Here is a 15,485-nt window from a genome sequence, read left to right on the forward strand (position 1 = left end):
GACGCCGGACGGATATAGATGCAGCCGCGCTGACGACAGGCGACAACTGAGTTACGGCTGCCTGTCATATACGGCGACACCTTCTGGTATGGAATACCAGTCTTGCTTCTCGCTTACCCAAACATGTGCCGTCGGCCTAATGATGCTGGTGTCCGACAAGGTTGAGGGCTTGAGTTTGATCTTCTCAGGCTCTTCTGGGTTGAAGTGATATATCCGGTTGCCACAGGTTGGGCAGAACTTTGCCCCGTTGGTGTTGCCACTGTCTGCGGTTCTTCTCCATTCAACCATCTCACCCTGGAACTCCACTGCATCAGCAGCTACTACCGCAGTAATGCTAAACGCGCTTGTTGAGAGCTTCTGGCACTCCTTGCAGTGGCAGGCAATAACCATCAACGGTGCCGACAATAATCGATACTTCACTCCGCCACATTGACATGCGCCTTCGATTGGATATGTCATCTCTGCCTCCGAAATTCTGTATATCGCTAACATCTTGTTCTGAGCAAACTGAAGCGCTGCGTGGGTTTGTCCTTAGCAGCACTTTGTTAGTTTTCTTCGCCGGATGGCACCATATCTATAGCTAGACACTCTTTTTCAAATTTTAGAGCCTCCTTCCTATCGCCTAGATATCGAGGTACTCCATCTAGAGCCATAAAGCCACCTATAGGGTTTTTATGGTGCCCTATAATTATGCCGCCAGAACAATTATGTGCATGGCAGTTTTTCAATACCATGGCGTTATTAGTTATAAGAATATTAGTGGGTCGAACTAAAATTTCGACGCCGTTGTGTAGGAAGCGGCCACGGTTTATTACAATTTTGTTTGGCGGTTGAAAGTCTATTTCTATAAGTATTTTTCGGTGAGCTTCCCTGACGGTTAAGGTTGTGCCTACCAACTGGATATCCCATGGCTCTGTTGAATAGAACAGCTGGTTGTTTTTAATATGAAGAATAGGGCGGTTAAATTCATCAAAAACAACCAGATTCAATAGGAAATGACCATCAGCTAGAATCAGCCCAATTAGAGGGGTGCCGTCAACACTAATTGGTGCCATTGCTGTTCCATAGCCATGATCTTCACAGGTAAAACTATTTCCACCAATTTCAACGCATGCCTCTTTTCCAGAGAAGTGTAAGTTGTACGGTTTTGACACATTTTCTCTGAGGTTGAAAGGGGATGCATTGGCTTCTCTCACGGCTTCTTTTGGTAAAAGCCCTCCCGTTTTTTCTCGATGATGCTGATCACAAAGAAGAGCTATTTCATCAGCAACATGACGCTTAACTTGAGCCCACTCTTCCATATGCTCGTACTCATATAAAGGCATGCCGCATATCACACAACCAAAGCCGCAACGCTGTCTTACCTCTCGTTGTATGGGGAGAGGGATATTTCGGCTATTACATTCCTTTATGTCATCCATGTATGTCTCGTGCGCGTTTGCAGCTAACGATTAAGCCAGGAGGTGGGCTTTAGCCCGTCCCGGCGAGCGAAGTAAGTGACTGGAGCGTCTTGTTATGCGCGCCTGTGCAGATAGCGTGCCTTGGTCATCAAGTTGAACTGCTCTGGTGCGTAAGATACATGGCTCAGCTCTCAGAGGAAATGACGGGGTCTGGCGTAAGCTCGGCAGCTAGTTTCAATCGGTCAGCTTTGCTGATGTATGTAGACTTGTTTTTGGGTGCCAATTTAGCACTGGCCTTTTTGGCGTGAGCCTTTAGTAGTTGATTTATCTTTTTACGGCGATTCATGTTTGCCTGCTTGGTTTGTAAGTTATTGAATGAGTGCATAACAGAACTAAAGGGGGTGTTTTTATTCACTCCGACCCCTTTATGTCCCCCTTTATGTCCATCTAGCCAAGCAATAAACTCGTCAAAGGGCTTGTGGCTAAATGTAATTTGGCAACTCCACTTGGTATGAGGGCCAACCAACCGCTGATGCATGCGCCCGATCTTTAAGTAAAGTCTTTCTCCTGCTTCTGTACAAAGCGCCGAAGCAAAGTCCAATGTTTCCTGATCGAAATAGACATGGGCATGATCGCCTTAATGTATATTGATTGGCCTTTTTGGATTGTTCATCTTAACTTCGCCTAGGCGATAAATTTGGATTGAGGCCTACGTAGAGTTAACCAAGATTAAACACCGGGTTATGCCTCATAGCCAGCGCCGCACTGCTGTCTTGTATGCGGAGAACTCCGCGCCAAATATCTCCGAGAGTGCTCTTTCTTCAGGTGAGATTTGGAAAGTATTCATGTAGAAGACGAAGGCGAATGGACCAATAATTGCCAGTGTATTTGACAGGAATACAGTCCACCCTACGAGAATGAGTAGGAAGCCCAAGTACATCGGGTTTCGAGTGATTGCATAGATCCCTGAGCTAACCAGGGTCGATGTCGTATTTGGCATTGTTGGGTTGACGGTCGTTCTGGCTCGCCGAAACGAGACTACGCCAGCCAGGCTGACGCTGGTGCCGACAACAACGAGAACCGCCGTGGCAATGGCACGATCGATAATAGGCAGTTCAATTGGCGGGCTCACCAACGATCCGCCCCACATGGCCAACGCAATAACCAGCACGAGGGCGACAGGGGGAACTTTCAGTTCAAGCGCTTGCATAGGCCGATCCTTGAGGCATAACGCCTACATAAAGCGCGCGAGGTACGAGCGTCGTCTTTGATGTAATTGTTATGCATTTAACCAACTCTCAGTATTTCGTTGCATTCTGATCGCCATCAACAAGCCACCCCCTGGCAGCCGATATCTCTGTTTCTCCGAAAAACTCAATGGGCACTGGCCTTAGACCTTTGGTGGTGAACGCATAAACCAAATGCTCCCATCGTTCTTTATCACAAACGATCGCGATTTTATCAATGTAAGCATCATTTTTTTCCGCAAAACTCATATCCTCCCACCCTTGCGCTTTTTCCCATCCTTGAAAATCACTAAGAACTACCAAGAGTTTTATATTGCCTACAGCCTTAATAGTCGAAGCACACTTTTCTTGTGCTTGTTTCAGTTCTTCAGTGCCCAGTTTTTTAGATACGTTGATCAAATAAATATTTGAAGCTTCTTCAAGTCCAAATTCAATAGCCATTATTATCTCCTCATGGATTTGTCATGCTTTAGCTTTGTTGTTTTGTGCCATAACTATCAATTAGGCGACACGTATGTCGCGCTCTATCGCGAGGCGTGTCGCATAAACTTCCTTGTCATCGGCTGTGTCCTTGTTTTTTATAAGCTTGGCCGGTGGAAAAACGGCTGTGCTTAAGGGGAAACGCGACAGAGGATGGCAAGCCGGTTTGCCGGGCGGTGTCGTTCTGCCTGACTGTTTTTCCCGAAGTTATGCCACCCGCGCGGGCTTGTCCATTCGCCCCGATTTCGGGGCTGGCGTTTCTTCCATTCCCATCTGTTGATCCACCCGGCCCGTCGGTATCAGTGCAGCTCTGTCGGCACGGGCTGTACCCAATCAAAGATGGCTGCCTTCCGCGCTTATTGGCGCAATCCTCACGGCCTTTATGGAGTGAAGGAGGTGCGTATGGCCAAACCCGCGAGTCTGAGTGTCGGTCTGCGTTTATTGCTGGCGTCCCAGGGCATGGCTCCGCTGGCGGTAAAGCTGAGCCTGGTGCAGCAGTTGGGGCCCGAGAAGGCCGCGCTATTGGCCCCGCATATGCCGGCCGGGCAGTTGCGCGAGCTGATTCTGGGGTTGCCGGTGCCCTTCGTCGCCCGGGTGGTCACTCGCCTCGATCCGCGTCTGGTGCTGGAGGCGTACCTCAGCCTGCCCGACAGCCTGCACCTGGAGGTGGCGCGTCAGCTCTGCGCCGACGGGGCCTTCGCCACGGCGGCCTGTTATGCCGAGTGCCTGTCGGCCAAGCAGATCAAGGTGCTGATTTTCGGCATTCACGATGTCGATCATGTGCTGCAGATCGCCCGGCATATCGTCGATATGCCGCTGATCAGCGAGAGCCTGCGCAGCTTCTCCACGGGTTACCTGTGCAAGCTGACCGAGGCCGCCGCGGTCGACCGCAATCTGCCGGTGGCGGCCCAGGTGCTCGGGGGGCTGTCGTTGGCGCGCCAGGCCGATGTCTGCGCTGGCCTGCAGCCAGCGACCCTGCGCAACCTGTTGCCGATGCTGCTGTTGATCAGCGGCGAAGGTCTGCGCGAGCAGCTGCAGGAGGCGGTGTTGCAGGCGTATGAGGCGCAGTTGAGCTAGGGCGCTGGGCCGCAGGGCCGGCGGTATCTTTGGTGCGCGCGGCGCACCCTATGGAATGGTCGGGCCGGGGGTTATTTCAGCCTCTGCCGGCCGCGGCGTTGCCGCCGTTCGAGCGGCCGCTGGGGCGAGCTCCGCTGGCTCGGCCGGGCCGGCGGCGGGTGAGCCGAGCCACTGGATAAACTGCGAGAACAGCTCCGCCTGGGAGCTGATGGCCAGCTTGATATAGAGGTTCTTGCGGTGCATGCGCACGGTTTCCGGGGATATCGCCAGGTGCTTGGCGCTGGACTTGGCCGAGTGGCCGCGCAGCAGCAGGTGACAGACTTCCAGTTCGCGGGCGGTCAGCTTGCCGTCGCCGAAGCTCATAAAGGCGCTGTGCAGTTGCTGGTTGAGGTCCGGGCCGGCGTGTTGCCGCTCGCCCGGGGCGTGCTGCCAGTGCTGCCGGCCGAGTTCCAGGATGACCGCGGCCAGGCTGCGCAGCACGGCCAGTTGCGCGGCCTGGAAGGGGCGGGCGCTGAGGCCGTTGTACAGGCTGATGGAGATGCGCCGGTGCTGGTCGAGTTCGAGCATAAAGTAGCAATCCTCCACCGAGCCGGCACCCAGGTAGTAGGTCTTGTAGTACTCGCTATCGAAGAAGTCGTCCGGGGCGATCTCGCCCAGGGTGTAGAAACCTTCGCCGAGGCCCTGGTCCACCGCCAGGCAGAAGGGGTCGAGCAGGTAGCCGCGGGAAAAGTAGCGTTGCAGCAGCAGCTCGCGGCTCTCTGCCGGGATGCCGCGTTCGTATAGCAGGGTCGGTGCCGCGCCGCTGCGCTCCAGGTTGATCATCACCGATTCCACCGGCACCAGGCTGGCCAGGGCATCCACCAGTGCGCCGGCGAACGCCGGGCCGTGACTGGCCGCCACGGCCCGGGCCAGGGCCTGATGCCAGCGTTGCAATGCCTCCAGGGCAAGCTCCTGCATGGACCACCTCGACTGCGGTTGTGCTGTTGTGCCGAGCATAACCCAGGCATGCCGCCATGGGCGGGCATACCCTCAAATGAGGTATGGCCCTGCTGGCCCGGGCTTTTTAGGCTCCAGCTACTAGCCAAGCAGGAGTTCGCCCATGTCCGTTGTAACCCCATTGCCCACCGCCATTCGTGACCAGGCCGGCCTGGCCGCCCTCGATCGCGCCCACTATATGCACGGCTATCACCTGTTCGATGAGCACCGCCAGCAGGATGCGCTGCAGATCGGTGCCGGTGACGGGGCTTATATCCAGGACCTGGCCGGCAATCGCTATCTGGATGCGGTCGGCGGCATGTGGTGCACCAATATCGGCCTGGGCCGTGAGGAAATGGTCGAGGCCATCGCCGCCCAGACCCGCCAGCTGGCCTATGCCAACCCCTTCTGCGATATGGCCAACCCGCGCGCGGTGGAGTTGTGCGCCAAGCTGGCGGAACTGGCCCCCGGTGACCTCGACCATGTGTTCCTCACCACCGGCGGCTCCACCGCGGTGGATACCGCCATCCGCCTGGTGCACTACTACCAGAACTGCCGCGGCCTGCCGCAGAAGAAGCAGATCCTGACCCGCCACAACGCCTACCACGGCTCCACCTACCTGGGCATGTCCCTGGGCGGCAAGCGGGTGGACCGCGAGGGCGAGTTCGACTTTATCCAGGACGGCATCCATCACCTCAGCTGCCCCTACAGCTACCGCGCGCCGCAGGGCATGAGCGAGGCCGCCTACCTGGAGAGCCTGGTGGCGGAGTTCGAGGCCAAGGTGCTGGAGCTGGGGGCGGACAAGGTGGCGGCCTTTATCGGCGAACCGGTGTTCGGCTCCGGTGGGGTGATGGTGCCGCCGGCCGGCTATCACCAGCGCATCTGGGCGCTGTGTCAGCGTTACGACATCCTCTATGTCGCCGATGAGGTGGTCACCTCCTTCGGCCGTCTCGGCCATTTCTTCGCCAGCGAGGCGGTGTTCGGCGTGCAGCCGGACATCATCACCACCGCCAAGGGTCTGACCAGCGGCTACCAGCCCCTGGGAGCCTGCCTGTTCTCCGAGCGCATCTGGCAGGTGATCGCCGAGCCAGATCAGGGCCGCTGCTTTACCCACGGCTTCACCTACTCGGGGCATCCGGTGGCCTGCGCCGCGGCGCTGAAGAATATCGAGATCATCCAGCGCGAGGGCATCCTGCAGCACGTCGAGGAGGTCGGCCGCTACTTCGAGGAGCAGCTGCGCAGCCTGCGCGACCTGCCCATAGTCGGCGATGTGCGTGGCCTGCGCTTTATGGCCTGCGTCGAGTTTGTCGCCGACCAGGCGAGCAAGGCGCTGTTCCCCGAGGAACTGAATATCGGCGAGTGGGTGCACCTGCGGGCGCAGAAGCGCGGCCTGCTGGTGCGCCCCATGGTGCACCTGAATGTGATGTCGCCGCCTTTGATTCTGACCCGCGCGCAGGTCGACTTTATCGTCCGCGTGCTGCGCGAAAGCATCCTGGAAACCCTGGAGGACCTGCGCCAGGCCGGTCACTACTAGCTTCGCCCCGGCGTGCCGGGGACGGCGCGCCGCCACCTAAATCAACAGAGGAAGGCTTCCGATGGACGACAACAAGAACAAGGTCCTGCGCTTTCGCGATGTCACGCTCTACACCGTCTCGGCCATGCTGTTTATGGACCAGATCGCCCTGGCCGCATCCCTGGGGGCCACCAGCCTGTTCTGGTGGGCCTATGTGCTGGTGCTGCTGTTTCTGCCGATGGCCATGATGACCGCCGAACTGGGCACCACCTATCCGGGCGGCGGCGGGGTCTACCATTGGGTGCGCACCGCCTTCGGCCAGCGCTGGGGCGCGCGCCTGTCGTGGATGTACTGGGTCAACAACGCCCTGTGGATGCCCTCGGTGTATATCCTCTTCGCCGCCATGCTCAGCGAGTTCTTCCTGCCCGAGCTGAGCCTGTGGAGCAAGATCGCCATCGGCATCGTCCTGGCCCTGCTCACCGCGCTGTTCAACGCGGTCAAGCTGGGTATCGGCAAGTGGTTGCCCAACATCGGCGCGCTGATGAAGCTGGTCGCCGTGCTGGCCCTTGGCATCGGCGGTATCCGCTATGGCCTGCAGAATGGCTTCGCCAATCCGCTGACTCTGGAGACGATCATTCCTTCTTCCGGGATGGAGATCGCCGCGTTGGGCATCATGGTCTACGGCATCATGGGTACCGAGTTGGCCTGCTGCAGTGCGCCGGAGATGCGCAATCCGCGCCGCGACATTCCCCGCGCGGTACTGGTCGCCGGGTTGCTGATTGCCGCCTTCAATGTGTTCGGCACCCTCGGCGTGCTGGCCGCGGTCCCCACCGAGCAGACCGATGTGACCAAGATCTTCGCCGAGTCGCTGTACCAGATGTATGGCCACGACGGCCTGGGTGGGGCCTTCGCCAGCCTGATCGCCTGTTTCGTGCTGTTTACCCTGTTCACCAATATGGTCACCTGGAGCATGGGCACCAACCGTGCGGCGGTGGCGGCGGCGCGGGCCGGCGAGCTGCCGGCGCTGTTCGGCGTGGTGCACCCGCGTTACCAAACGCCCATCGGCCCGGCCCTGCTGGCCTCGGCGGTGAGCATTGTGGTGATGCTGGTCTATGGCTTGGTGGCGAACAGCGCCGAGGAGCTGTTCTGGACCCTGTTGTCGATCTTCGCGATGATTTTCATGCTGCCCTACGTGCTGATGTGCCTGGCCTTTATCAAGCTGCGCCTGAGCGATCCGCGGCCGCGCGCCTTCCGCATGCCGCTGGGCACGACCTGGGCCTGCCTGTGGGCGGGCGTGGTAGGGCTGCATGTGCTGGCCGGCATCGTGCTGTTCGTGGTCACGCCCGGTGAGCCGATGGACTGGAACTATGCCGGCAAGATCCTCGCGGGGGTCGGCCTGGCGCTGGCCATCGGCGAGTGGCTGATCCGCGGCCAGGCGGCGCAGCAGGTCGCGGCGCTGGCGCTCGCCGAGGGGCGCTGACGCCTCGCCGACGATCCTGTACAGTCGTTCAGCACAGCCCGGCCGTGATCCGGGCTGTGCCTATGACAGCAGGGGAAGTCGGCATGGCCCACGAAATACGTTTTGCCCGCCTGGAGCCGGAATTGCGCAAGGCGCATCTGGTCGAGGCGACCCTCAAATGCCTGAAGCTGCACGGCTTTCAGGGCTCTTCGATCCGCAAGATCTGCGCCGAGGCGGGGGTCTCGGTGGGCCTGATCAACCACCACTACGGCGGCAAGGACGAGCTGGTGGCCGAGGCCTATCTGACCGTTACCGGGCGGGTGATGGGGCTCTTGCAAGGGGCGCTCGCCGAGGCCGGGCCGGCGGCGCGGGACCAGCTCTCGGCGTTCTTCCAGGCGTCCTTCTCGGCCGAACTGCTCGATCCGCAATTGCTGGAGACCTGGCTGGCCTTCTGGGGGGCGGTGAAGACCGCCGAGGCGATCAACCTGGCCCATGAACACTCCTATGGCGAATACCGTCGCATGCTGACGCAGACCCTCGAGCTGCTGGCCGCCGAACAGGGCTGGGCCGCAGTCGATATGAACCTGGCCGCCATCGGCCTCAGCGCGCTACTCGACGGCCTGTGGCTGGAGTCCGGGCTCAACCCCAGCACCTTCAGCCCGGCGCAAGGCGTGCAGATCTGCGAGGCTTGGGTCGATGGCCTGCAGGCGGGTGGTTATCGACGTTTTATGCGTGAACCCGGAGTCTGTTGATCATCTGTTCAGCAGTGGCTAGAGTGGCCCCTGGCTGATTGCTACATCACATAACTACAAGAACGGCTGTGCCCCTGAGGCGCGGCGGGAGCAAGGTAATGACGGCAACACCCCGTGTGCTGATCGTCGATGACGATCCGGTGATTCGCGAGCTGCTCGCCTCCTATCTGCAGCGCGACGGCTTTGTGGTGCATTGCGCCGAGACCGCCGAACAGGCCGAGGCCCACCTGCTGCAGCAGCCGGTGGATCTGCTGATGCTGGATATCCGCCTGCCCGGCAAGGACGGCCTGACCCTGACCCGCGAGCTGCGCGTGCGCTCGGAGGTCGGCATCATCCTGATCACCGGCCGCGACGACGAGATCGACCGCATCGTCGGCCTGGAGTGCGGGGCCGACGACTACCTGGCCAAGCCCTTCAACCCTCGCGAGCTGATGTCGCGGGCGAAGAATCTGGTGCGTCGGGTGCGCCATGCCCAGGCGCTCAGTGCAGCCGAAGAGCCGCGCCAGCTCAAGCACTTTGCCGACTGGGCGCTGGACCTGGATCGCCGCCGCCTGCTGGCCAGCGATGGCCGCGAGAACCTGCTGACCCATGGCGAATTCCAGCTGCTCAGTGTGTTTCTGCGCAATGCCGGGCATACCCTCAGCCGCGACCAGTTGATGGACCAGATCCGCAACCGCGAATGGCTGCCCAACGACCGCTCCATCGACGTGCTGGTGGGCCGCCTGCGCCGCAAGCTGGGCGACGACCCCGCCGACCCGCAACTGATCATCACCATCCATGGCACCGGTTACCTGTTCAGTGCTGCGGTGAGTAGCCGCGCATGACGCGGTGGCTGCTGGCCTGCGGCCTGGTGCTGTTGACTGGCCTGGTCCGTGGCGAGGCGGCGACGGTGCGCTATTGCGACTACCCGGTGTACCCGCCGATTTCCTGGAGCGACAGCACCGGCAAGGTGCAGGGCATGGCCCCGCAGGCGGTGCGCGAGGTAATCGGCAACCTCGGCCTGCAACTGCAGATAGTCGAGCTGGGCAACTGGCAGCGCTGCCTGAGCGATGCCGCCGAGGGCCGCGTCGACCTGGTGATCGCCTACCGCACCGAGGCCCGCGAGCGCGACCTGTTGTTCAGCCGGGTGCCCTTGCTGCGCGAGGAGGTGGTGCTGTTCTACAACCGCAGCCGACCGCTGCAGGTGCGCGGCCTTGAGGACCTGACGCAGTACCGCGGCGGCCTGCTGTTCGGAGAGAGCTACGGTCAGGCTTTCGACCAGCTGGTGGCCCGCGCCGGCAATATCGAGCGGGTGGCCAGCAGCCAGCAGAACTTCGGCAAGCTGATCCGCGGCCGTATCGACTTTATCGCCCACGAGCGGCGCACCGGTCAGTTGCTGATCGAGTTCCTGCCGGGGGCCGAGCAGATCGCCATGCTGCCGCTGACCCTGGCGGTGGATCACCTGCATTTCGCCATCTCCAGGCGTTCGCCCCTGGCCGCCCGGCTCGCCGAGGTGGATGCCGAATTGCAGCGCCTGTTGGACAGCGGCGTGGCCGAGCAGTGGCTGGCGCAAAGCGCCGCCGCCTACCGTGCCGCCCAGCAGCCGGTGACGGCCCCGTGAAGCCCTGGCCCGAGCTGGCGGCGACCGGCCTGTCGCGCCGTCTGCTGGGCTTTATTCTGCTGTTCAGCCTGTGTTTCACCCTGCTGGCCAGCAGCCTGCAACTGTACTTCGAGTACCGCCGCGAGATGCAGGGCATCGACTCGCGTCTGGAGCTGATCCGCAGCGGCTACCTGGCCAGCCTCGAGCGCAGCCTGTGGGACCTCAATCAGGAGCAGCTGGAAGTGCAGCTGCGCGGTCTGGTGGACTTTCCGGATATCGCCTGGGTGCACCTGAGCAGCAGCGATTTCGACCTGCACCAGGGCCGTGCGCCGACCGATGATCGGATCCGCAGCCAGCGTTTCGAGCTGGTCTATAGCCTCGCCGATGGCCAGCGCCGCGCCCTCGGCAGCCTCGAGGTGGCGGTGGATATCGCCGCCATCCACCGCCGCCTGTATGCCAGCGGCCTGGCCAACCTGCTGTGGATGGGCCTGTTTATCTGCGGCCTGGCGATTACCCTGTCGTGGCTGTTCCACCGCCTGGTCACCCGCCACCTGCTGGCCATGGCCGAGTTTTCCCGGCGCTTGGCCGAGGGCGGCTGGGAGCAGCCGCTGCAACTGGACAAGGGCGAGCGCGAGGACGAGATCGATGCGGTGGCCCATGCCCTGGACGAGATGCGTCAGGCGATAGTCGCCGATATGCGTCGCCGCGAAGCGGATCGCCAGGCCCTGGTGGGCAAGCAGGACGAGCTGCAGCTGATGGTCGAGCGGCGCACCGCCAGCCTGCACCAGGCCAAGGAGCAGGCCGAGGCGGCCAACCGCGCCAAGTCGCGCTTCCTCGCCACCATGAGTCACGAGCTGCGCACCCCGCTCAACGGCATCCTCGGCATGGCCGAACTGCTTCGCGACGCGCTGCCGGTCGAGCGCGACCGCCTGCGCCTGCGTGCCCTGCACAAGGCCGGCGAGGGCCTGCTGGCGATCCTCAACGACCTGCTGGACTTCGCCAAATTGGAGGAAGGCGAGGCTCAGGCCGAACCGGTGACGTTCGCCATGGGCGAACTGCTGGATGAGGTGATCACCCTGCTCGAACCCCGTGCCCAGGCCAATGGCAGCCACCTTGAGGTGTGTCTGGATCCGCGGGTGAGCCCTTGGCTGCTGGGCTGCGAACAGTTTTTGCGCCAGGTACTGACCAACCTGCTGGCCAATGCCATCAAGTTCACGGAGGCGGGTAGGGTGACACTGCGTGTGCAGTTATTGACCAGTACAGCAGATCGCCAGCAACTGCGTATCGCCGTGCAGGACAACGGTATTGGTATTGCCGAGGCAGTGCAGGCGCGGATTTTCGAGCGGTTTGTCCAGGCTGATGAGCAGGTGGCCCGGCGTTATGGCGGTGCGGGCCTGGGCCTGGCCATCTGCAAACGCCTGGTGCAGGCCATGGGCGGGCAGATCGAACTGCACAGCCGTGAAGGCGAGGGCAGTTGCTTCTGGTTCGACCTTTGGTTGCCGGTGGTCAGCGATCTGCCTTTGCTGCCTCAGGTGCCGCGCCGGGAGGCGATTAGCCTACACGTGCTGGTGGTCGAGGATGTTGAGCTGAACCGTCAGGTGGCTCAGGGCCTGCTAGAGCGCGATGGCCACCGGGTCACTCTGGCCGAGGATGCCGAGCCGGCTCTGCAGCTATGTCGCCAGCAGCGTTTTGACCTGATCCTGCTGGATGTACACCTGCCAGGCTTTAGCGGTGTCGAGTTGTGTCGGCGGTTGCGCCGCGATCTGCAAGGCCTCAACCGTGCTACACCGATCTTCGCCTTTACCGCCAGCCTGCAGGCGAGCAAGGTGCAGCGCTATCTGGAGGCCGGCATGCAGGGGGTGATCGGCAAGCCCATGCGTCTGGCCGAGCTGTACCAGGCGCTGGACGGTATCCCGCAGGCGGTGCCGCAGGAGGACGCGGCGGCGCTGTTGGATGCGCGCGTGCTGCAGGCGCATGGGCAGATGCTCGGCAGCGCCAAGCTGGCCGAGCTGCTGGGGCTGCTGCGCTGCAGTCTGGACGAGCAGGGGGCGGCTTTGCTCAAGGCTGTGGATGAGGAAAACGCCGCGGCGATCGGCGCGCTGGCCCATCGCCTGGCCAGCGCCAGCGAATCCCTCGGTGGCGTGGCCCTGGCCCGGCAGCTGCAGCGCCTGGAGGCCCTCGCCGAAGCCGGCGAGCTGGCGCAGTGCGCCGCGCAGCGGCAGGCGCTGGGCGAACGTCTGAGCGCCACCGCGCAGGCTATAAGCCAGGCCGTGCGGGGCCTGGCGGACTTGTAACAGCGGCGTTACCACTTCTTACATCTTCTTTCCTCGCGTACAACGCCAGCTTACATCGCCTGCCAATAATCGAGTCGAGGTCGGTCCTTCGAGTCCGGCCAACTTTCGGTTACTGGGAGATAAAAACAATGAAACTCCGCAACCTCTCGGCGCTCGATGCGCTGTTGGTCGGTGCAGTGCTGCTGGCCCTGATCGCCGGCTCGCTGAGCCTGTTCGACGACCCCATGTCGGGGCCGCTGCAACTGGCATTGATCATGGTCGGCTGCTTCGCCGCGCTGATCGGCATGAAGAACGGCATCGGCTGGGCCGACCTGGAAAGCGAGATCATCGCCACCAACGCCAAGACCATCGGCTCGATCTTTATCTTTCTCGCCATCGGCGTGCTGATCGGTGCCTTTATCCTCGCCGGTACCGTACCGACCCTGCTCTATGCCGGGCTGAGCCTGCTCTCGCCGGGCTTCTTCTATCCGCTGGCGTGCCTGATCTGCGCCATCGTGTCGATCTGCATTGGCTCGTCCTGGACCACCGTGGCGACCATCGGCGTCGGCCTGATGGGCACCGCCTACGGCTTTGGTCTGTCGCCGGAGATCACCGCCGGTGCGGTGGTGGCCGGTGCCTACTTCGGCGACAAGATGTCGCCGCTGTCGGAAACTACCAACCTGGCCCCGGCCGTGGTCGGTGTCGACCTGTTCGCCCATATCCGCCATATGGCCTGGGTCTCGGTGCCGAGTCTGCTGATCGCCCTGTGCCTGTTCACCTTTCTCGCCCTGAATGCCGAGGTGCGCGGCGACGCTGTGTCCAATGTGCCGGAGTTGCAGGCGCAGCTGCGCGAGTCCTTCCATATCGCCTGGTACAACCTGCTGCCCATGCTGGTGCTGCTGGGGCTGTCGGTGCGCAAGGTGCCGGCCTTCCCGGCGATCATGCTCAGCGCGGCCCTGGCCTGCCTGTTTGCCGTGTTGTTCCAAGGCGCGGCGATCGAGCGCTTTATGGCCGACAGCGGGCAGACCGGCCTGCTGATGGTGGTCAAGGCGCTGTGGACGGTGATGGCCACCGGTTTCTCCATCGACAGCGGCAACGAGGTGGTGGACAGCCTACTCAGCCGCGGTGGCATGGCCGGCATGGTGTTTATGGCCTTCCTGGTGTTCTGCTCGATGATGATGACCGCGGTACTCGAGCGCATCGGCTTTATCCGTTTCCTCCTCGGCCTGATCGTGCGCAGCGTGCACTCGGTCGGCGCGCTGATCGGGGCCACCCTGGCCACCAGTCTCAGCGTCAACCTGCTGACCGGTGACCAGTACCTGTCCCTGGTGCTGCCGGGGCAGATGTGGAAGGAGGAATACCGTCGCCGCCGCCTGGCCGCAGTCAACCTGTCGCGCACCATCGAGGATGCCGGCACCGTGACCTCGGCGCTGATCCCCTGGAACGCCTGCGCGGTGTATATGGCCGCGACCCTGGGTGTGGCCACCCTGGCCTATGCGCCGTTCGCCTTCTTCAACTGGATCAACCCGATCATCGCGCTGCTCTACGGCATCTTCTGCATCAAGATCCTGCCCCTGGCCGATGACGCCGACGAGGCCGCCGAGCTGCCAGTCGATGCGCGTCCCTTACCCAGTGCCGGCTAAGCGCTAGCCCTGTCCCACCAGGCCCGCCCCCAAGGTGCGGGCCTTTTGCATTGAGCGGCGCGCTCGGCATGGCGGTTTGCCCTGTAAGGCCTTGTTCGAACTTGTAACAGACTCCTGTAGGTCACTAATTAACTTCATATATATCAATGACTTAATAATTTAATTGAACAGTTGTTCGATAGCTTGTCGAGTTACTGAACAAGTGTTTAGTATTGCCTCAAGCCCGGAGACCGTCAGGTCCCCGCGAACCACAGAACAACAAGCGAGGTTCTCCATGAACGCAACATCCAGCCTGCTCTGTCAGATTGACGCCGGAATTGCCTGGGTCCGCCTGAATCGCCCGGACCAGCGTAATGCCCTGGATATCCCCAGCCTCCAGGCGTTACAGCGGTTGTTGACCGAGTTGGATGCAGACCCGGCCGTACGCGTGCTGGTGTTGAGCGGTAACGGTCGCAGCTTCTGCGCTGGTGCCGATCTTGCTGAATGGGCCGAGGCCGAAGCCCGCGGTGCGCTGGAAAGCTACGGCTGGACGGAAACCGCCCACGCCATGATGACCTGCCTGCATAACCTCAATAAGCCGACTATCGCCGCCATCAACGGCACCGCGGTCGGTGCCGGGATGGACCTGACGCTGTGCTGCGACTTCCGTATTGCGGCGCAATCGGCGCGCTTCAAGGCCGGCTACACCAGCATGGCTTACTCGCCAGATGCAGGTGCCAGCTGGCACCTGCCGCGGCTGATTGGCAGCGAGCAGGCCAAGCGCCTGTTGTTCCTCGACGAACTGTGGGGCTCCGAGCGCGCCCTGGCCAGCGGCCTAGTCAGTGAAGTCTGCGCCGACGAGCAACTGCTGAGCGTGGCCGGCGAGCTGGCCGCGCGCCTGGCCAGCGGCCCGACCTTCGCGTTCGCGCAAACCAAACAGCTGATGCGTGACGGCGCACAGCGCAGCCTGGCCGAGCAGCTGCGAGCGGAACTGGCCGCCGGCCTGCTTTGTGGGCGTAGCACCGACGGTGACGAAGCCTTGCGCGCCGCCATGGAAAAGCGCACCCCGCACTTTATCGGCCGCTGATCTCAATCCGTTTTGACAGGT

General features: G+C 61.5%; 15 protein-coding genes and 1 pseudogene. 9 read left to right on the forward strand and 7 right to left on the reverse strand.

Going from position 1 to position 15,485, the window contains the following annotated elements; all coding sequences use genetic code 11:
• Positions 1–51 precede the first annotated feature (51 nt).
• The 6 genes and pseudogenes from AACY13_RS20145 to AACY13_RS20170 form a co-directional block, all read right to left on the reverse strand.
• Entirely contained in the window at positions 52–459 is a 408-nt protein-coding gene (locus tag AACY13_RS20145) for a GFA family protein (RefSeq protein ID WP_339463362.1), read from the reverse strand.
• Between the two features lie 86 nt (positions 460–545).
• Complete coding sequence (locus AACY13_RS20150) at positions 546–1,421, reverse strand: hypothetical protein (RefSeq protein ID WP_339463363.1); 876 nt, start codon at positions 1,419–1,421, stop codon at positions 546–548.
• A 163-nt stretch (positions 1,422–1,584) separates the two neighbouring features.
• Entirely contained in the window at positions 1,585–1,746 is a 162-nt protein-coding gene (locus AACY13_RS20155; RefSeq protein WP_339463398.1) for a DUF2986 domain-containing protein, read from the reverse strand.
• Positions 1,747–1,842: 96 nt separating this feature from the next.
• Positions 1,843–2,019, reverse strand: a pseudogene (locus tag AACY13_RS20160) (DOPA 4,5-dioxygenase family protein); the annotation flags it as partial.
• A 129-nt stretch (positions 2,020–2,148) separates the two neighbouring features.
• Positions 2,149–2,610: a methyltransferase family protein gene (locus AACY13_RS20165; protein WP_339463364.1), complete on the reverse strand. Its 462-nt coding sequence runs from the start codon at positions 2,608–2,610 to the stop codon at positions 2,149–2,151.
• Between the two features lie 88 nt (positions 2,611–2,698).
• Positions 2,699–3,088 carry a SpoIIAA family protein gene (locus AACY13_RS20170; protein WP_339463365.1) on the reverse strand — a complete coding sequence of 130 codons (390 nt, stop codon included), beginning with the start codon at positions 3,086–3,088 and terminating at the stop codon, positions 2,699–2,701.
• Positions 3,089–3,529: 441 nt separating this feature from the next.
• On the opposite strand from AACY13_RS20170, the gene AACY13_RS20175 reads away from it, so the two are divergent.
• Positions 3,530–4,204 (forward strand): hypothetical protein, encoded by a 675-nt coding sequence (locus tag AACY13_RS20175; RefSeq protein WP_339463366.1) that lies wholly within the window; start codon positions 3,530–3,532, stop codon positions 4,202–4,204.
• Between the two features lie 48 nt (positions 4,205–4,252).
• Here AACY13_RS20175 and AACY13_RS20180 read toward each other — a convergent pair whose 3' ends face one another.
• Positions 4,253–5,161, reverse strand: a complete 909-nt coding sequence (locus AACY13_RS20180) for a helix-turn-helix transcriptional regulator (RefSeq protein ID WP_339463367.1) — start codon at positions 5,159–5,161, stop codon at positions 4,253–4,255.
• Positions 5,162–5,303: 142 nt separating this feature from the next.
• Here AACY13_RS20180 and AACY13_RS20185 point away from each other — a divergent pair, with 142 nt between their 5' ends.
• From AACY13_RS20185 to AACY13_RS20220, 8 genes are all read left to right on the forward strand, one after another.
• Positions 5,304–6,713, forward strand: coding sequence for an aminotransferase (locus tag AACY13_RS20185; RefSeq protein WP_339463368.1), 1,410 nt, complete (start codon positions 5,304–5,306; stop codon positions 6,711–6,713).
• Between the two features lie 61 nt (positions 6,714–6,774).
• Positions 6,775–8,172, forward strand: a complete 1,398-nt coding sequence (locus AACY13_RS20190; protein ID WP_339463369.1) for an APC family permease — start codon at positions 6,775–6,777, stop codon at positions 8,170–8,172.
• Positions 8,173–8,255: 83 nt separating this feature from the next.
• Positions 8,256–8,903, forward strand: a complete 648-nt coding sequence (locus AACY13_RS20195) for a TetR family transcriptional regulator C-terminal domain-containing protein (RefSeq protein ID WP_339463370.1) — start codon at positions 8,256–8,258, stop codon at positions 8,901–8,903.
• A gap of 98 nt (positions 8,904–9,001) precedes the next feature.
• Complete coding sequence (locus tag AACY13_RS20200) at positions 9,002–9,727, forward strand: response regulator (protein WP_339463371.1); 726 nt, start codon at positions 9,002–9,004, stop codon at positions 9,725–9,727.
• On the forward strand, positions 9,724–10,503 hold the full coding sequence (locus tag AACY13_RS20205; protein ID WP_339463372.1) for a substrate-binding periplasmic protein: 780 nt from the start codon (positions 9,724–9,726) through the stop codon (positions 10,501–10,503). The genes AACY13_RS20200 and AACY13_RS20205 overlap by 4 nt, the downstream gene beginning before the upstream one ends.
• Positions 10,500–12,776: an ATP-binding protein gene (locus AACY13_RS20210; protein WP_339463373.1), complete on the forward strand. Its 2,277-nt coding sequence runs from the start codon at positions 10,500–10,502 to the stop codon at positions 12,774–12,776. Before AACY13_RS20205 ends, AACY13_RS20210 begins: the two co-directional genes overlap by 4 nt.
• 128 nt (positions 12,777–12,904) lie before the next feature.
• Complete coding sequence (nhaC, locus tag AACY13_RS20215; protein ID WP_339463374.1) at positions 12,905–14,398, forward strand: Na+/H+ antiporter NhaC; 1,494 nt, start codon at positions 12,905–12,907, stop codon at positions 14,396–14,398.
• Between the two features lie 274 nt (positions 14,399–14,672).
• Entirely contained in the window at positions 14,673–15,464 is a 792-nt protein-coding gene (locus AACY13_RS20220) for an enoyl-CoA hydratase/isomerase family protein (RefSeq protein ID WP_339463375.1), read from the forward strand.
• Positions 15,465–15,485: the final 21 nt, after the last annotated feature.

The organism is Pseudomonas sp. EA_105y_Pfl2_R69 (assembly GCF_963970915.1).
In the GTDB taxonomy this organism is placed as follows: Bacteria; Pseudomonadota; Gammaproteobacteria; order Pseudomonadales; family Pseudomonadaceae; genus Aquipseudomonas.

Bases quoted from the DNA above. Each gene is read 5' to 3' on its own strand.
- AACY13_RS20145 (WP_339463362.1), bottom strand. From the start codon at position 459: ATGACATATCCAATCGAAGGCGCATGTCAATGTGGCGGAGTGAAGTAT.
- AACY13_RS20150 (WP_339463363.1), bottom strand. From the start codon at position 1,421: ATGGATGACATAAAGGAATGTAATAGCCGAAATATCCCTCTCCCCATA.
- AACY13_RS20155 (WP_339463398.1), bottom strand. From the start codon at position 1,746: ATGAATCGCCGTAAAAAGATAAATCAACTACTAAAGGCTCACGCCAAA.
- AACY13_RS20165 (WP_339463364.1), bottom strand. From the start codon at position 2,610: ATGCAAGCGCTTGAACTGAAAGTTCCCCCTGTCGCCCTCGTGCTGGTT.
- AACY13_RS20170 (WP_339463365.1), bottom strand. From the start codon at position 3,088: ATGGCTATTGAATTTGGACTTGAAGAAGCTTCAAATATTTATTTGATC.
- AACY13_RS20175 (WP_339463366.1), top strand. From the start codon at position 3,530: ATGGCCAAACCCGCGAGTCTGAGTGTCGGTCTGCGTTTATTGCTGGCG.
- AACY13_RS20180 (WP_339463367.1), bottom strand. From the start codon at position 5,161: ATGCAGGAGCTTGCCCTGGAGGCATTGCAACGCTGGCATCAGGCCCTG.
- AACY13_RS20185 (WP_339463368.1), top strand. From the start codon at position 5,304: ATGTCCGTTGTAACCCCATTGCCCACCGCCATTCGTGACCAGGCCGGC.
- AACY13_RS20190 (WP_339463369.1), top strand. From the start codon at position 6,775: ATGGACGACAACAAGAACAAGGTCCTGCGCTTTCGCGATGTCACGCTC.
- AACY13_RS20195 (WP_339463370.1), top strand. From the start codon at position 8,256: ATGGCCCACGAAATACGTTTTGCCCGCCTGGAGCCGGAATTGCGCAAG.
- AACY13_RS20200 (WP_339463371.1), top strand. From the start codon at position 9,002: ATGACGGCAACACCCCGTGTGCTGATCGTCGATGACGATCCGGTGATT.
- AACY13_RS20205 (WP_339463372.1), top strand. From the start codon at position 9,724: ATGACGCGGTGGCTGCTGGCCTGCGGCCTGGTGCTGTTGACTGGCCTG.
- nhaC (WP_339463374.1), top strand. From the start codon at position 12,905: ATGAAACTCCGCAACCTCTCGGCGCTCGATGCGCTGTTGGTCGGTGCA.
- AACY13_RS20220 (WP_339463375.1), top strand. From the start codon at position 14,673: ATGAACGCAACATCCAGCCTGCTCTGTCAGATTGACGCCGGAATTGCC.